A 17,464-nucleotide genomic window follows, 5' to 3' on the forward strand; every position below is an offset into this window, starting at 1 on the left:
TGATGCGTCAAGTTAGACAACCTTTTTCTGACCCTTTGAGTGACATGGAGAAAGGCCGGTTCGCATCAAGCTCCTCACCCGTCATCGAAATGCAAAAAAAAGGAGACTGCACTTTGATCACAAAATGCAGTCTCCTCGGGATAATATCTCCCCCACTACTTAGGAGAGTACATCTATCCCTTTGGGATTAGGACCATATTGATTGGCATATGGTTGGCTGTCTGTGAGGTACCAAACGAGCAGCAAGATCGCACCCACGATGGGGACAAGACCGATAAATATCCACCAACCACTGCGCCCCACATCGTGAAGACGACGTACAGTCACACCGAGCCCGGGCAAAAATACTGCAAGAGCGAATAAAATCAAGATCGTGCTCCACAACATCATGTTGTCGGGATTGACCAACATCAAGATATTGAAGAAGACTGTTATCACAAAAGAAAAGAGAGCAAAGCTCCAATATTCTGCACGACGTGCGCGCCCCTCAAAATTGAAATAATTGAGCGTAAAACACTCCTTGATGTAATCCAAGTAAGATTTCTTCATGACGGTTAATTATTTATTTGGTTAGAAAATTATTGCCCCCTGCCGTAAATTACCGCCCCCTTGATCCGAGATCCATCGGGGAACGAATGTTTTTCACATGATACAAAAATACAATATTTCGTAAAATGCGCAAATAATAGCTCTATCCCCCTAACTCAGGAACAGGAAAGAAAAGTACAATGAGGATCAGACAGTTATCTGTCAAAGGGGCTACTCTCGTCGTCGAAAGGTGGAGTCGACAGTCCACAGAAAGACAAGCCAGGGAAGAGGCCCTACCCTTTGCGAACGAAAATTGTGCATTCCTTGTACTCGTCCATTTTATTATGCCTATCTTTACAAACCGATTGAAACATTAATTTATCAATTTTTGAAAGTAAAGAAATCATGACGCTTGCTTCACGCTTTAGCGAAAAGGCCGTACAGATCTTCAACAGAGCGATAGATGACTATCATCTTACGGATAATGTGGATACACCGATCGCTAACCCCTATGAGCTCAAGAGCATTGAGTATTATCTATACTTGAAGTGTTGGATCGATACAGTGCAGTGGCACTTGGAAGACATCATCCGCAACCCTGCCATAGATCCTATCGAGGCTCTGGCGATCAAAAGACGTATAGACAAGTCCAATCAGGATCGCACCGACCTCGTCGAGATGATCGACAGCTACATCCTCGATCAATACAAGGAGGTCAAACACCTCCCTGAGGCGACAATCAACACCGAAAGTCCGGCATGGGCTATCGACCGCCTCTCGATCCTGCAACTCAAGATCTATCACATGCGTGCTGAGACCGTTCGTTCGGATGTAGATGCCGCTCACATCGAGGGCTGTACTACAAAACTCAACATCCTCTTGGCACAGAACGAAGATCTGGCCTCAGCGATAGAGACCCTCCTCGATGACTTCGCGCATGGAAGGAAGTACATGAAGGTCTACAAGCAGATGAAGATGTACAACGACCCTAATCTCAACCCGGTACTCTACGGAAAAGGATGAGATAAAGGAGCATAAACAAGACATATCATAACACCTTGGGATCAAAACAACCAAAAGAGAAACCGACATACATCTGCCTGCGCTTCTCTGCGTTGGGCGATGTAGCGATGACGATCCCCTTGATCTACGAAGTGGCTTTGGGGCATCCTCAGAGCCACTTTTATTTTGTCACCCGCCCATTCATGGCGCAACTCTTCAAGACTTCATGCTCTAACCTCACCGTACTGCCTTACGATATAGGAGCAAAGGGGAGCTGGAGAGATATGCTGAAATTGGCAAGGGAACTGCATAAAGCCTATCCCACAGCCAGGATCATCGACTTGCATGACGTGCTGAGGACAAAGATACTCCGCTATGCCCTGCGACTCATGGAGCATAGAGTTGTGACTCTGCACAAGCCTCGAAAAGAGCGAAAAGCTCTGCTCCGACGGACACCGTCACCGGAAGTACCGAAATCTCTCTATGTACCCCCCATGCTTGACCTCTATGCAGAAACTCTCAAGCGTGCAGGACTATCTGTCGGCAGGGGGAAAGCCCTCTTTTCTGCGGAGAAACGTCAGCGTGCAGTGGGCATCGCACCCTTTGCTCAACACAAAGGTAAGGCATTGCCGACAGAAGTACTGGAGACGCTCATAGACAGGCTTTTGGAGGCTTTTCCTGCACATCGCATCATCCTCTATGGAGCCCCCGGCAAGGAAAAAGAGACACTGGGAGAGATAGCTTTGCAAAAAGGGGAGCGTGTCGGTCTATCCGCAGCCAAAGGGCTGGGGGCGGAGATAGAAGAGATAGCCACGTTGGAGTGTATGGTGAGCATGGACAGTGCCAACCAACACATAGCTTCGCTCGTCTCGACACCCGTGGTCTCACTGTGGGGTGCGACTCATCCCGCAGCGGGTTTTGTGGCTTTCGGACAGAAAGAGGAAGACTGCATAGGCTTGGACATGGAGTGCCGCCCATGCTCGATCTATGGTCAAAAGGCCTGCCATCGTGGCGACTATGCCTGCCTGCATGATTTGGACATCTCCGAGATATTGACTCATATAAAACAGTATACGACTTAATTCAAAACAATTAACTGACTTACCTATGGATCACCTGAAAAAAGTACTGCTTACCGCAGTATTATCCCTATCTTCGACCTTGGCGATTGCTCAGGAAAGCAGTCCCCTATGGTTGCGTTATCCTGCGATATCTCCCGACGGAAAGGAAATCGCATTTACCTATGGCGGAGACATCTACAAAGTACCTGTGACGGGCGGTGCAGCTACTCGCCTGACAACACACGATGCCTATGACAACCGTCCGATATGGAGTCCTGACGGTCGTCAGATAGCTTTCACAAGTGATCGAAATGATGCCGGAACAAATATCTATATCATGCCTTCGGTGGGAGGTCCGGCACGTCAGCTCACCACACACTCTGCTCCGGAGATTCCCTACACCTTCACCAAAGATGGCAAGCAGGTTGTCTTCAAGGCGCACTACCAAGATCCACACACAAGTGCCCGCTTCCCAATGGCTTCCCTCTCAGAGGTCTATGCCGTTTCTGTCGAAGGGGGACGCCCTGTCCGCCTTGTGGATACTCCGGCAGAAGAGATCATCTTCTCGGCGGATGGTAAGAAGTTCATGTACCAAAACATCAAGGGTTTTGAAAACGAGTGGCGTAAAAAACATGTCTCATCGGTCTCCAGAGACATCCTCGAGTACGATATGACGACAGGCAAACACCGTTTTGTTGTCGAGCATGATGGAGAGGATCGTGATCCGGTCTACAGCCCTGACGGTAAAAAAGTGTACTTCATCAGCCAGCGCAACGGCGGTGACCTCAACGTATATGAAAAGGAAATCAATGCCGATCCAAAGGTTGCAAAGGCGCTCACCAATTTCAAGGACGAGCCTGTGAGATTTTTGTCCATGTCCGATGGGGGGATGCTTTGCTTCAGTTATGCCGGTGAGATCTACACACTCACTCCGGGCAATACCGCTCAAAAGGTAAATGTCTCGATCCATTCGGACGTAGCAAAGTCTCAAATGAGCTACCAGACCTTCACAAAAGGATTTGGCGAAGCCACAGTGTCTCCCGATGGCAAACAGATCGCCTTTGTGGTGAGGGGTGATATCTTTGTCTCTGCAACAGACTACAACACCACCAAGCGTATCACCAACACTCCTCAAGCGGAGTCTTCTCCTACGTTCAGTGCTGACAGCAAGACTCTTGTCTTTGCAAGTGACAGAGACGGACGTTGGGATCTTTACAAAGTGACAATAGCAGACAAGGCTGAGAGCAACTTCCCCAATGCTACCATACTCAAGGAAGAGCGTCTCATCAAGGGCAACAACGAAGAAAAGATGCAGCCGGTGTTCTCTCCCGATGGGAAAGAGCTTGCGTTTGTCCTCGGTCGCAAACGCCTTGCAGTCTACAACTTCAAAACCGGAGCTATTCGCACGATCACAGACCCTGAGTACCAACACAGCTTCACCGGCCACATGGAGTTCGAATGGAGTCCTGACAGCAAGTGGTTTGTGATCTCTTATGTCGCTCGTAACCACGCTCCTTACAGCGATATAGGCATCGTGAGTGCGGAAGGTGGCAAACCCATCCACAACCTCACAAATACCGGTTACTTTGACTCCGGCCCACGCTGGGCTCTTGACGGCAATGCGATCATCTTCTCGAGCGAACGCTTCGGTATGCGCAACCACGCTTCCTGGGGATCTCAATCGGATGTCATGGCCATCTTTGTCAACCGCAAAGCGTATGATGAGTACCGCATGAACGAGGAAGAGTACGAACTCTACTCGGCACAAAAGAAAAAAGAGGAAAAGTCCGAAGAGAAAAAGGACGATAAAAAGAAGAAAAAAGACAACAAAAAAGCGGAAGAAGTCAAGAGCAAAGACATCCGGATCGATTGGAAAAACATCGAAGACCGCATCGTCCGCCTCACACCCAACGCATCGAACCTCGGAGATGCAGTCATCACCAAGGACGGCAAGATGCTTTACTATATGGTCAGCTTCGAGGACGGATACGACCTTTGGGCTCATGACCTCCGCAAACGCTCTACCAAACTCATCAAGAAGCTCAACCAAGGCTTTGCAAGACTACAGATGGACAAAGAGGGCAAGCATATCTTCATCCTCAGCAATGCACCTCAAAAGATGACGGTACAGGGCGAGACCCTCAAGCCTATCACCTACCGCGCAGAGTGGTCTACTGACCTTACCAAAGAACGTGAATACCTTTACTCTGTGGTCAAACTCGAAGAAGGGCTGAGATTCTACGAAGAGAGCATGCACGGCGTAGACTGGGAAGCCCTCACGGCACGCTATGCAAAATACCTCCCACACATCTCCAACAACCACGACTTTGCCGAACTCCTCAGCGAACTCCTTGGCGAACTCAACGTTTCCCACACGGGTGCAGGCTATAGAGCTCCGGGAGCACTCAAAAGGACGGCCGAACTCGGTCTCTTTGTCTCAACACCTAAAGACGAGAAAGACGGTCTCATCATCGACGAAGTCATCGATGAAGGACCATTCGACACCGCGGCAAACAAGGTCCAGGCAGGTGATATCATCGTAGCCATCGATGGTGTAGATATCAAAGCAGGTATGGACTACTTCCCTCTCCTCAACGGCAAGGTAGGTCAGCCTATCGCTCTCACCATACGTTCGGCCAAGCGCGGACAACTCTTTACTCAAAGCATCAAGGGCATATCATCCGGCACACTGGAAGAGATCCTCTACAAGAGATGGGTAAAGCAAAGAGCTGCCGAAGTAGACAAGCTATCCAACGGACGTCTCGGTTACGTACACATCCCATCCATGGGTGACCCCAGCTTCCGCACCGTATATGCCGAAGTCATGGGACGCTACTACGACAGAGAAGGTATCGTCATCGACATCCGCTACAACGGTGGTGGACGTCTGCACGAAGATATCGAAGTCTTCTTTACAGGTAAAAAGTACCTCCAACAAGCCATCCGAGGCAAAGACTACTGCGAAATGCCAAGCCGTCGCTGGAACCACGCCAGCATCATGGTCACTTGCGAAGCTGACTATAGCAACGCACACGGCACTCCTTGGGTCTACCAGACCATGGGCATAGGCAAGATCGTAGGTATGCCCGTACCGGGTACAATGACCAGTGTCAACTGGGTGACACTCCAAGATCCGACCTTGTACTTCGGTATCCCTGCAGTAGGCTACCGCACAGCCGAAGGGTACTATCTCGAAAACATCCAAGTCGAGCCGGATGTCAAGGTATCTCTCGATCACGAAAAACTCCTCCGTGGCGAAGACACTCAGATGGAAGCAGCCGTGAAGACACTCCTTGACGACATCAAGGCAGGCCTTTGGAAGTCTTTCTAAACTCACGTTCATAACCAGATGGGACACCCCAAAAGTCCTCATCTGCCTAACGAAAAAGAGCGGTTTGGCACACCAGATGCCAACCCGCTCTTCTATTTTCAAGCAAGCAACAAACTTCAGTATGCTTTTACCCCTCATATTTTTAGAACAATAACATTCAGACTATCAAACTAATGAAGCAACATAGAGCGACCAAAGCAAAACGATCTCACACAAAAAATATTGTAACTTAGCTACAAAGCAAGATTTACGGTTTGCTGAGACAAAAGATATACATCTATCGAAATCGATGTGCCTACCTTGATGAATCAAGTTGTCTAACTTGATTCATCAAGGTAGGCAACCTTTTTCAGGCCCTTTGGAGAGGGAGTGAGGGATGAGTTTGTAGCGAATGTGGATTGTAGAGGATGCACACAAAAAGCCGCCCGAAGATTCAGGGATTGAATCTTCGGGCGGCTTTTTATGTGCGGAGATGTTATTATTCCTTGATGCTTGAGATGATGTTGGAAACGCGGATACCGATGCCTATCGTGTAACCTTGGTTGATATGGACGATGCGCCCAAAGGTATCGCATATCGCAACGACAGGAAGAGATATATTCTCATCGATCTGACAGCCTGTTCGGAGCATATTGATGATATCCTGAGTATCTTCACCCCATGTCGCCTGTGGCAAGAGGGCCTGCATTGTTTCGGATGGCTTGGATCCCTTTCTCGTCAGTGCGATGAGAGGGATCTTGGGTGTTTCTCCGTTGAACAATACCTGCATATCTCTCAACACATGGTCTGTGGGCTCATGATGTGCCTGTCCGACGATGAGAACAAAGTAACCTCTGCCTGTTGTGCTGAGGATGGTCTTTTCGTCACCGGCTTTGAGGTCGAAGTATTTCTTTTCGGGATCCATTCCACCGATGACACTGACCTGTGTCGTATCTCTATCAAAGACGAGAGGGGTGACTTCACCGCAGCGCACCTTGCTGATGTTGTACAACACAGCACCATCGGCAAGTCTCGTACCACTTGATATAAAGTTGTGAGCGTGTATCAGTTCCTCACCATTGAGGGTCTGATACAGAGCAGCATAGTCAAATCCATAAGTTCCCATTCGGCCTTGTTGATCGATGAATCCGATGGTGAAGTTGGTCTCATACTTGGGGTGTTTGAGATATCCGCTTTGTTCGTAACTCATATTGAGGATACAGTTAGCGGACATCGGTTTGTCGTTCTGACCTCCTTCCAAAAATGAGATGATGACCTTCTTACCCTTTTCATCCATGTACACGGGTTTATTAGGAGCCGGGGCCCACATCGCAGGGATGCGTGCCGTGCGGAGGAGTCGGACGAGAAGCACCGTGAGCGTTGTGCGATCACCCATGCGAAGGCGCCATGCTGTCTCGGGGCTAAGAGGTTGGCGTATAGGATTGTACTGTTCATCCAGTCTGAACCTTTCTACTTGATTGACAATAGCCCGCACCTTATCAGCACGAGACATGGAAGTCCAAGCCTCATCCCCTCCATTGCCGGAGATGATCTCTGACAAAGCATTTTTGAGAGGAGCAATGACCGGATACAAGGTTTCTCTCCACACACGCAAAGAGATAAGGTTGGGATCGCGGAGCTCGGTATCTGTATAAGTCTCGTTGATAGCTTCCCTAAGCACCGGAAGAGTGACATCGTGCAAGTCCTTGTCGCTGAGCGAACGAAGGAGGAAGAGCGCATGAAGCCTCTTTTCGGCAGGAGTTTCGGACAAGAATGTCCTGATCACCTCTTGGTTGCCTCGGCTCTCGATGTAGACCGTTCTCAAGAGATCCAATCCTTCTTTGGTCCTGATGTTCAGCGCCTTTGCAAGCTCATCGGCTTGAGCAAGAGAAGGGAAAGTGGACGTATAAGCATGACGGATGCTGTCATTGTGCCCCATCTGTATGTTGCAAGCATTGATAGCCAAGGAATCCGAGAAAGCTGTTGGCTTCTTTTCGGCAGGTGGGACGAGCTTGAAGTGCACACTCTCATCCCATTCGCTGTAAGGTTTGAGGACAATATCCTTGACTTCCTCGCCCTCTGTCACGGTATAGTGCAGTATGCCCATGCGATCGGGAGAGTCGCCGGCGACGACAACGATGTCCCCGAGACCAAGTTCTGTCGAAGCCATACCATTGCTATCTGATGTACGGGTGACGAGGGGATAGAGTTCGGCATAATTATAGAGTCTGAATGTCACAGGTACACCCTCGACCGGAGTACCGTCAGCATCCACAACGCGCACTTTGGCATGCGCTGTCGGAACATAGTTGGAAGTGACATTGATCTCCGTATAAGTAGGATGCTCGCTGAGAGCCTCTTCGGCACCTTTGTACTTACCGAAAGCCTTTGTGTGTAACAACATCGCTCTCAACACAGGGGCATCAAACCAAGCCATACCCAACTTCGGTGCAGGTTCGCAAGCACCGAGATAGTGCCACTTACCATCTACCCAAGCCTCTACCCAGGCATGATTGTCATCCGTATGAGCCCATCGAGGCGTATAGACCTGACGAGCGGGGATACCCATCGTACGCAAGATCGCCACGGTGAATGTACTCTCTTCGCCACAACGTCCGAGAGCATTGCGCATCGTTGCCAATGGCGAAGATGTACGCCCATCACTCGGAGCATAGGTGACGTGTCGGTGGCACCAGTGGTTGAGAGCAAGGACAGCCTCATACATATCCTTACCGGCAACGACCTCTTTGAGCTCATCATACAGGACTATGCGTGACTCATCGATAGCTTCGTTATTGGCACGCACCGGGAGTACAAAGTGTCGGAACAAAAGTGTAGGCACAGACTTTCCCCAAGGCATCTCTTCGCGAGCCTTGAGTGACTGCCTGACATTTTTCAGGTGAAAGTCTATACTGAAATCAAGGATATCCGGAGTCACCATGTAAGCATACAGGAACTCCATGGCATCCCTTTCCTCTTGTGAAACCTCCATGACCGAGAGAGCTTCAAGAGGGTTCGGTATACCCAGATCGGTAATTTTTTTCTCAAGATCCGCACGACTCTCCTTCATGATGTCTGCGGGGAATAATGCCTCCTCCTTTTCCGATTGCCGGCACGAAGTCATGAAAGACACGACCATCATCGCAAGGAGTGTAAGTAAAAGATGTCTGTGTTTCATAGTTTTAAATATTGTAGTGGTAATTTAGAATACCTGGTTGATCACTTTCACGAAGTGAGGCAACTTGAGATCCCCCTCATCGTTCCCCATAAGGACATGCAGGGTATCATAGTCTCGAGTGGGAGAAACATATCTGTCGATGTTGAAAGACTGCTTGGACCAGATGAAGCTCCTGCGCTTCTTGTGCACAGGTTCTTGGGAAGTTGCCTGACGCAGGTAAGTGATGAAGTCATCGGGAGATATAAGACGCTCCACTTCGACAAGCCTGCCATCCACACTCTCGGAGAAGTAGGTGAGGAAGTAGACGTAGTTGCCCACAGTACCGCGCTTGCGCACCTTCATACCTCCGGGGGCATCGGTATTGAGGGCATACTCGTAGATATCCGTCTCTGTACCATAAGGTATCTCGCCCTCCACGGTGATGTGGTACTTGTGTCGAGAGACACCCACAGCCTGATCACCTACGATCGAAGCTATGGTAGACAGACACTGACCTATCTTGGCATCGAAGTCGGTATTGTTGTCCACGACACGGAGGTTTTGATGTCCCGTCCAAGCCGAGAGGATGCGGCTGTCGATCTCACGGGCCAGCTCGATGCCCTCATGACGAGCAGCATTGTTTTCGGTCGTGTAGAACTCCTCCGCCCCATTGGCAGCCGTCACCATGTGTATCACCGCATCATAACGAGCATCACGCAGAGCGACTTCCGACAGAGAAAGCTCATCGAGCATAGCCTGCCACATATTACGATCCATATACGCGGAGATATCCATCGTCCCTCTGTCGGCAATGATGATCACCGGCTTGTCCACCGATCGCGCCAACTCATAGAAAGTATTTTCCATCTGGATCTGAAACTTCAGGATGGACTTTTCTATGTTGTAGAAGTAAGTCTTGTCATCCGTAAGGAAGTTTGCCGAAGCATTCATGAAAAGCGTCGGGGTCTCCGGTAGCGTGTACACGAGAAAACCTCGATCCGTAAATCGTTCAATAATCTTAACAAGCACTGTGGTCTTGCCGGCACAAGGACCGCCGGTGAGACAGATGCGGTATATATTTTGGTTCATGCAATAATTGAATAAACGAAACTGTTTAGGATCAGGAGATTGATAGGCCAAAACAAAGATACAATATTATTCCGTACAGTGGCACTCCCCCACTGTCTCAGTCGTCTGTCTCAGTTTCGCAGGTCAGGAGGATTTAACAAACATTTCGAGGGGGATGAAGAAAGGATATACATCTGTCGAAATCAAGTTGTCTAACTTGACAGATTAAGTTGTCTAACTTGATGCATCAAGTTAGACAACCTTTTTTGCCCCCGATTAAAAACCTGATAGGAAACAAAATGTGCCACCATGAAAATGACTCATGGCGGCACTGTATGTTTTGTATAAAGCTATGTTTTATCCTGCCTCAAAATACAGGCAACTGATAGATAAACCCGAGCGACAGGCGGTTTGTACTGTTGTCCAAACGGTAGTTGAAATCATGGATATAGGAGCGACCTATGTAAGTGAGGAAAAACCTGAAGTTTTCGACATATGGATAATACTCCACGCCGGCAAAGTATCCATAGGAATAACGCGTGGGATCAGGGTCGAACCATTTGTCTTGCCCCTTTGCGCCGATCTCGTACATCCCTTTGACAAATATATTCCACTTCGGATGCACTCGGCAACCTATCTTTGTGATGAGAGAGTAGTACTCCACATCCTCTTCCACGGGGATGAGGGGTTTGGAGTTGAGTCCTTCTCTGGAGTAGAGAGCATCCAAGTATGCGGAGACAGGACCAAACCTGAACTCATTGCCCAAAGCGATGTAGTGCAAGGCATGATCTTTGGTCTGATTCATATATGAGTAAGACCACATCGTGTTCCAAAAAGAAGTGACACGCCCTGTCCAGTTGACCGTCCCCACAAGAGAGATCTTCTCGTCCCTCAGCGGAGTTTTGGTGATCCATGGATAAGTACTTTCGAGAGAGCCTGTACGAGCGTTCAGCAACTGAAACTGCAGTCTCTGCATATCGGTGGGACGGAAGATGAGATTGACCCCGGTCATGAAGCCGGGGGTATACTCTATCATATCGGCAAACTCATAGACCACGATAGGGTTGAAGTCAAACTCGACACCACCATAGGCAGCACACTGTTTACCCAAGAAGAGAGAAAACTTGTCGGACAGTTTGACGCCTATCCCCGCCACATCGATAGAGAGAGGGAGATTGTCGTACGAATTGGAGGCATCATTAGAGGTATTGAGACGTTGCAAAAGACGGTAAGAAATCATGTCCGTGACCTGTCCTTTGGCCTCAAGTCGGAGCTGACGCCCGTTGAACTTAGCACCCTGAAAGTCGTCGTTGTCCCACATCATATCGGCAGCAAACTGGGTGTTGATGTAGAGATTGAACATATCCTGCTTCTGCTTGATGAGCCTCAGCTGCTCTGCCAGAGACATCTCACTCGTATAGTGCTCACGCTGAGCAAATGAGGTCCCAATAGGGAGGAAAACAGATAGGATGATCAGAATTAGTCTTTTCATTGTCGTATCTTGTTATAGCAAAGTTTAAAATCTCCTGCAAAAGTAGCAAAAGGATGTGAATCCCATATCGGTAGTTCTTCACAACAAGTCCCTAAAATGTCAACAAATTACTGTAAATAAGGGATTGTCCCGGACGATGAATTGTACTAATTTTGTAATGTAACAATATCAAATACTTAAACACATGAAGTTTGGATTACGAAATCTGGTTGTCGTGGCGATCATAACACTGTTGGCCAACAACTTATCATACGCACAAAAACACCACATCTTGTCAGGGACGGTGTACGAAGTCGTCAAAGGGAAACAAACCCCACTGCCGTATGCCCTCGTCTCTCTACCCGACTACAAAATGGGAGCCAATACGCTTATCGGTGGAAAATACCTAATGAAAGGGATCCCCTCAGGGCGTACCCGGGTACAAGTGACATTTATAGGCAAACAACCGATAGATACGACCCTCGTCATAGACAAAGACAGGGTCATCGACTTTGTACTCAAGGAGGACAACTTCAGACTGAAAGAAGTCTCTGTCACCGCCAAAAAGAGTGATACACGACAAGCAACGGCAAGCAAGATATCTCGCAATGCCATCGAGCACTTACAGGCACTGAGCTTGAGAGATGTCCTCGCCCTCCTTCCGGGCGGGACAGTGAAAAACCCGACCCTCAGCAATGCTTCTCAGGTGAACATCCGTACCGCAACGGGGAGCTACATGAATGCTCTCGGGACAAGTATCATACAAGACGGAGCACCTCTCTCCAACAATGCCAACCTACAGTCGATGAACCCTGCGGTAGTGGGTTCGATAGCCCCACTTTCGGGAGGAGCTTCGCCCGGAGGCGGTATAGACACCCGTATGATCAGTATCGATGACGTGGAGTCGGTGGAAGTGGTCAGAGGTATACCTTCGGTGGAGTACGGAGATCTTACTTCGGGTGCTGTCGTCATACGCTCCAAGGCAGGGAGACAACCTATCAGCATAAACGCCAAAGTCAATCCGAACGTCTATCAAGCGAGTGCCCACGGTGGCGTGAACCTTGGTGGACACTTGGGCGCAATAAGCGTGGGCGGAGATTACGCATTCAATGTCACAAATCCCATCCAGACCTACAACCACTATCAGAGAACAACAGGGAAAGTACTGTACTCAAACACCTTCTTTGATGATCGCCTTAGTTCAAATACTTCGATAAATCTCATCTACGGCAAAGACTCAAGAGACCTCAATCCCGATGATATTGCCTACAAGCGCAAGAGTAGCGGAAAACGTACAGGCGTCCGTCTCAATACCCACGGAGCGTGGAGATTCAACGAGGGGATACTCAAAAACATCAACTATGTCCTTTCATATGCGCAGACTCACAAAAGAAGCGAGCATGAAGAGATGTATCACTCGGCCAATGCCCCCTACTCTGCGACTTTGGTTGACGGCAGTGTGCTCTCCAACATCGCGGGCGAACACCTATTCGATGCTGAGGGTAAAGAGATCACCCAAATCCCTTCGAGCGAGACCAATCCTCGTGCCCACTATCTTCCCAGCAGTTATCTCGGGCGACAGACAATAGACGGACGGGAAATAAACATCTATGGAAAACTGTCTGCAGACTTCCATAAAAGATGGGGGGATGTCAACAACAGGATACTCGTCGGAGCGGACTTCCGCATAGATGGCAACAAGGGAAAAGGAAAGCAGTTTGATCAGGAGGCTGTGCCGTACCGCAACTTGTCGGCTCTCAATGCTACATTCAGACCTCGCAACTACAACGAGATACCATTTATGAAGCAGTTCGGTCTCTATGCCGAAGAAAACTTCCACTGGCAGACGGGTAAGGGAGCGTTCAAGGCTCAAGCGGGTCTGCGTTATGACCACGCGGATATCGTCGGCGGAGTGTTGTCTCCTCGTATCAATGCGGAGTACAACTTCGGTAACGGATTGTCTATCCATGCAGGCTATGGAAATGCAGCCAAAATGCCGACACTCTTTTACCTCTACCCCGAAAAGGCTTATTTTGAGTACATCAATCTCAACGAGCTTGCGGATACCAAAATATCCGAAGCGGACAGAAGATTCATCACGACAACAAGGATATTCGACACTCAGAACAGAGACTTGAAAATCGCGGAAAATAAGAAGTATGAACTGGGAGTGGAATATACGCACAAGGCATTCTCCGCAAGTGCAACGCTTTTCCGTGAAGAGCTGAACAACGGTTATACGATGAATCAGACCTTGGACTCGTTTCACCCTGTGATGTTCAAGGAGTATAAAAGAAATGCCGAAGGGAAGCTCATATTGGCACAAGAAAATCCGGTATTGGCAAGCTACTACAAACCTTTCAACGGGGGTGAGGAGTTCTCGCAGGGCTTGGAGTACGAACTGAATGTCCATCGTATAGAAGCGATCCGTACGGCATTCACACTGACAGGCTCTTACATCCACACTGTGGACAACGGCAACATGTACTTTTTCTACGACAACAGCGGTCCGAGCGCAAAAGATCGTACCCATGTGGGGGTATATGATCCTGATATGTCGGTGGGTCTGACAACTCTGCACAATACCGCACTCAGGATCACTCACAACATCCCGGAGATAGGTCTTGTGATCACCCTTACTTCTGAAATAACATGGAAAGATGTGGATCGAAACATCATGGGTAATGACTCCATCCCCATAATGTACATCTCCAAGGAGGATGGCAAAGTGAGGCCTTTTGAAGACAATATGAAGGAAGATCCCGAGTTCAAAAAACTCATCCGAAACGTCAACCCGACGGACTATATCACAGAGAGCTACCCTCCGCTTGTAGGATTCAACCTCAACGTGACCAAGGAGATCAGCGACTTCATGCGGATATCCTTCTTTGCCAACAACGTGTTCCGCAGCTATCCTTTGGCGGAGTCCAAACGCTCGCCGGGGTTCAAGACAGTGAGGAACAACAACTTCTTCTTTGGCCTCGAGCTATCATTCAAACTCTAACCGATAAACACCGAATTTTGCTATGCAACATATATATATCATCTTGCGCGTATGTCTCTGTGGTTGGTTGCTCAGCCTGCTCCCCTCATGCTATGGCCATGAGGACATCGTGAAGACCAAAAATGTGACGCCCCTCACGGTACAACTGACGGCGGAGTTTGAGGAAATCAAACCCTCTACCCTTGCCGACCTTACAGTGACTTTGGAAAACTTTCAACAGGGAGTCAAGATCACATTACCTCTGTCTTCGACCAAACTGACGATCCCCGACATCCTACCGGGGATATACTCGATAAACATCGTGGGAAAAACAACCAACGATGAGGGGAAACCGTTCTACGTGAATGGAAGTAAAGTCAATCATCCCATCATCCCGGGAGAAGAAAACATCGTCATCAATGTGAATGGCAAGCCTATAAGCCCGATAGTTTTCAAAGAAATCTATTATGCCGGAAGCCCCGAGAGATATTTCAGAGACCAGTTCTATGAGATATACAATAACTCAGATGAAGTCATCTACCTCGATGGCATACACTTTGCCAACCTTGTTCCGAGCAAAGCGACAACCGTCCTTCCGGTATGGCCGGCAGAAGACAATGGAAAATACGTCTACGGTGAACGTCTATGGAAATTCCCGGGCAGTGGTAAGGAATATCCACTACAACCGGGTGAGTCTTGCGTCATCTCCCAGTTTGCCGCCAACCACAAGTTGGAGACTTACAACCCCAATTCTCCCGTCGATTGCACCTCTTCAGACTTTGAGTTCAACCTCAACAACCCGAAGTTCCCTGACATGCCTGCTTACGACATGATTCACGTCTTCAACGATGGAAAAAAAGAGCCGGGTCGTGTACCGCAGTACCTGACTTCGGTCTTTGGTGGGGCATACGTCATCTTCCGCGTACCTGAAGGAGAGGAATATGATCCGGTCAACAACAAAAATCTGCAGGCTCAGAATCTCGCAGTTCCCCGAAAAGTTTGGTACGCCAAGATCCCTATATCTTATGTCCTCGATGCTGTCGAAGCCGGAGACAACGAAAACATGATCACCGCCAAACGAGTACCGGGCATCCTCGACGCAGGTATGACCTATGTCGGAGCAACCTACAACGGTCTCTCCGTCGCACGTAAGAAGATGGCAGAACGCCCCGACGGCACACCTATCCTCCAAGACACCAACAATAGTACGGAGGATTTTGATAGAGGACTTGTCCCCGAGCTTCGACGCTACAAAGCCAAGACTGCTCCGTGGAATCATTTACTAAAGAAATAACAACCCAACAGCTATGACAAATAAGATACTATATATCATCTCGTTACTTTCATTGTCCGGACTACTATCTTCGGCCGTAGCACAGAAAAAAGGGGACACACCCAATACTCCTACGGCGTATGAGACAGGTAAGATATATCTACCCTGGCTACGATCTGACAATGCTGCCGGGTTGCCCTTTGATGACCAAAGATACTCCGGCGCTGCGACAATAAGGAGCGAATACGCTCTGACCAAGGGAGCATTCAAAGACCCTCAGGATGGACATAAGATAAAGCAGTTGTCGGTGTTCAGCGAAGGGCATGCCAACTTTGAAAACGTGTACACCTACGGGAGCTTTGAGTACAGTGACCTCTCGATCACAGATGCAGGATACAATGCGTCCATCCTTGATCCTCATAGAGGTATGCCCTACTACATTGCAGACACATATCAGAGCAATTGGCGAAAGCACAACTACAAACTACAGTTCAAAGCATCGACACGCCCCTTATTTGACTTTGTCACCTTCGGTCTCACCGGTCGTTACTCCGCCCTGCACGGAGCCAAACAAAGAGACCCTCGTACCGACAACAGGCTGATGCAGTTGGAGCTGATCCCATCTACTGTTTTCCTTTTCGGAGAAAACCACAAGGTAGGTATCAGCGCAGGCTATGGAGTGCTCAAAGAACAATCACACATGCAGAACCTCAACGCCAGCGAAAGCCATGACTACTACACATTGTTGGGCTTGGGCAAGTCTATCAAGCACATCGGTTCCGGAGAGACTTCTGACTACAAAGGGATCAAGCTATCCGGAGATGCGTACTACTTCACGACAATTGGAGATCTCAAGCTGATGCTTAGCGGAGGTTACAGTCGCCATACAGAGACCGCAACGATCAGTTTCTCAACGCCTCACAATAGAGGTAGCATCCTTTCCGACCACCTGCACTCATCACTCGAATTGGCTTGGGAGAAAGCGTCCACACTCCACCAACTGACAGCTTTCGGAGAATACTCGAAGACACAAGGGATAGAGTACATCAATATCCGAGACAACAGCACAGAGCAAAAAGGCTGGATACAGCTGCACCGGGACGTACGATCGGAGTACAAAGACACACGCTTGGGAGCAGCCTATACCCTACTCATCCGTCGGGGTATGGGTTACGACTGGAAGTTTGGGCTCTCCACACGATTGGAAGACACAGACAACTCTTACCTCGTCCCAAGCTCGACTTACCTTGTACGCAATGTGGTTTCAGGACTCGATGTAGCTAAGAGTTTCGTCCTCTCACAAGCGTACAACTCTGAGCTCCTGCTTCAGTTCGGTGGCTCATACGGTCACAATCTCAAAGGCAGATATGAGTACAATGATTCACATCCTGAAAGTCCTATGGTAAAAGATTTGGAGCAAGGCCGTCTTGACTATCAATCCTCAGATTATACGACACTTGGAGGAAGCATTACTTACTCATCCCAAGTTACTAAGACAAACACCTCGATCCTTTTTGCCAAACTCGGCTATGAACACACCGCCGCCAAGACATCGGCATTGGGCAAGAGAGGGGTATTGTCTGTGTCAATAGGGTACAACTTCTAATCTCA

General features: G+C 48.8%; 10 protein-coding genes. 6 read left to right on the forward strand and 4 right to left on the reverse strand.

From position 1 onward, the window contains the following. Positions 1-159: 159 nt before the first annotated feature. Positions 160-549, reverse strand: coding sequence for a DUF805 domain-containing protein (locus tag Q4A14_RS04955; RefSeq protein WP_303170383.1), 390 nt, complete (start codon positions 547-549; stop codon positions 160-162). Between the two features lie 384 nt (positions 550-933). Between Q4A14_RS04955 and Q4A14_RS04960 the strand changes: the two genes are divergently transcribed. From Q4A14_RS04960 to Q4A14_RS04970, 3 genes are read left to right on the forward strand one after another with little or no spacing between them, the layout of a single operon-like run. Further along, positions 934-1,551: a DUF4254 domain-containing protein gene (locus tag Q4A14_RS04960; protein ID WP_303170384.1), complete on the forward strand. Its 618-nt coding sequence runs from the start codon at positions 934-936 to the stop codon at positions 1,549-1,551. 35 nt (positions 1,552-1,586) lie between these two features. Beyond that, positions 1,587-2,612 (forward strand): glycosyltransferase family 9 protein, encoded by a 1,026-nt coding sequence (locus Q4A14_RS04965; protein ID WP_303170385.1) that lies wholly within the window; start codon positions 1,587-1,589, stop codon positions 2,610-2,612. A gap of 34 nt (positions 2,613-2,646) precedes the next feature. Then, a complete protein-coding gene (locus Q4A14_RS04970) occupies positions 2,647-5,922 on the forward strand; it encodes a S41 family peptidase (protein ID WP_303170413.1) in 3,276 nt (1,091 codons plus the stop codon). Between the two features lie 478 nt (positions 5,923-6,400). Here Q4A14_RS04970 and Q4A14_RS04975 read toward each other — a convergent pair whose 3' ends face one another. From Q4A14_RS04975 to Q4A14_RS04985, 3 genes are all read right to left on the reverse strand, one after another. Further along, positions 6,401-9,079: a transglutaminase domain-containing protein gene (locus Q4A14_RS04975; protein WP_303170386.1), complete on the reverse strand. Its 2,679-nt coding sequence runs from the start codon at positions 9,077-9,079 to the stop codon at positions 6,401-6,403. Positions 9,080-9,103: 24 nt separating this feature from the next. Then, a complete protein-coding gene (locus Q4A14_RS04980) occupies positions 9,104-10,147 on the reverse strand; it encodes an ATP-binding protein (protein ID WP_303170388.1) in 1,044 nt (347 codons plus the stop codon). 346 nt (positions 10,148-10,493) lie between these two features. Next, positions 10,494-11,618: a porin gene (locus tag Q4A14_RS04985; protein ID WP_303170390.1), complete on the reverse strand. Its 1,125-nt coding sequence runs from the start codon at positions 11,616-11,618 to the stop codon at positions 10,494-10,496. Positions 11,619-11,802: 184 nt separating this feature from the next. Here Q4A14_RS04985 and Q4A14_RS04990 point away from each other — a divergent pair, with 184 nt between their 5' ends. From Q4A14_RS04990 to Q4A14_RS05000, 3 genes are read left to right on the forward strand one after another with little or no spacing between them, the layout of a single operon-like run. After that, positions 11,803-14,601: a TonB-dependent receptor gene (locus tag Q4A14_RS04990; protein ID WP_303170392.1), complete on the forward strand. Its 2,799-nt coding sequence runs from the start codon at positions 11,803-11,805 to the stop codon at positions 14,599-14,601. Positions 14,602-14,623: 22 nt separating this feature from the next. Further along, the gene (locus Q4A14_RS04995; protein WP_303170394.1) at positions 14,624-15,874 is read left to right on the forward strand and encodes a DUF4876 domain-containing protein; all 1,251 of its coding nucleotides are present in this window, start codon (positions 14,624-14,626) and stop codon (positions 15,872-15,874) included. A 13-nt stretch (positions 15,875-15,887) separates the two neighbouring features. After that, entirely contained in the window at positions 15,888-17,459 is a 1,572-nt protein-coding gene (locus tag Q4A14_RS05000; protein ID WP_303170396.1) for a DUF6850 family outer membrane beta-barrel protein, read from the forward strand. Positions 17,460-17,464 lie beyond the last annotated feature (5 nt).

Origin of the sequence: Porphyromonas sp., assembly GCF_030529325.1 — a bacterium.
GTDB lineage: Bacteria > Bacteroidota > Bacteroidia > Bacteroidales > Porphyromonadaceae > Porphyromonas_A.

Excerpts from the sequence above, each read along its gene's own strand:
- Q4A14_RS04955 (WP_303170383.1), bottom strand. The coding sequence starts at position 549 with ATGAAGAAATCTTACTTGGATTACATCAAGGAGTGTTTTACGCTCAAT.
- Q4A14_RS04960 (WP_303170384.1), top strand. The coding sequence starts at position 934 with ATGACGCTTGCTTCACGCTTTAGCGAAAAGGCCGTACAGATCTTCAAC.
- Q4A14_RS04975 (WP_303170386.1), bottom strand. The coding sequence starts at position 9,079 with ATGAAACACAGACATCTTTTACTTACACTCCTTGCGATGATGGTCGTG.
- Q4A14_RS04980 (WP_303170388.1), bottom strand. The coding sequence starts at position 10,147 with ATGAACCAAAATATATACCGCATCTGTCTCACCGGCGGTCCTTGTGCC.
- Q4A14_RS04985 (WP_303170390.1), bottom strand. The coding sequence starts at position 11,618 with ATGAAAAGACTAATTCTGATCATCCTATCTGTTTTCCTCCCTATTGGG.
- Q4A14_RS04990 (WP_303170392.1), top strand. The coding sequence starts at position 11,803 with ATGAAGTTTGGATTACGAAATCTGGTTGTCGTGGCGATCATAACACTG.
- Q4A14_RS04995 (WP_303170394.1), top strand. The coding sequence starts at position 14,624 with ATGCAACATATATATATCATCTTGCGCGTATGTCTCTGTGGTTGGTTG.
- Q4A14_RS05000 (WP_303170396.1), top strand. The coding sequence starts at position 15,888 with ATGACAAATAAGATACTATATATCATCTCGTTACTTTCATTGTCCGGA.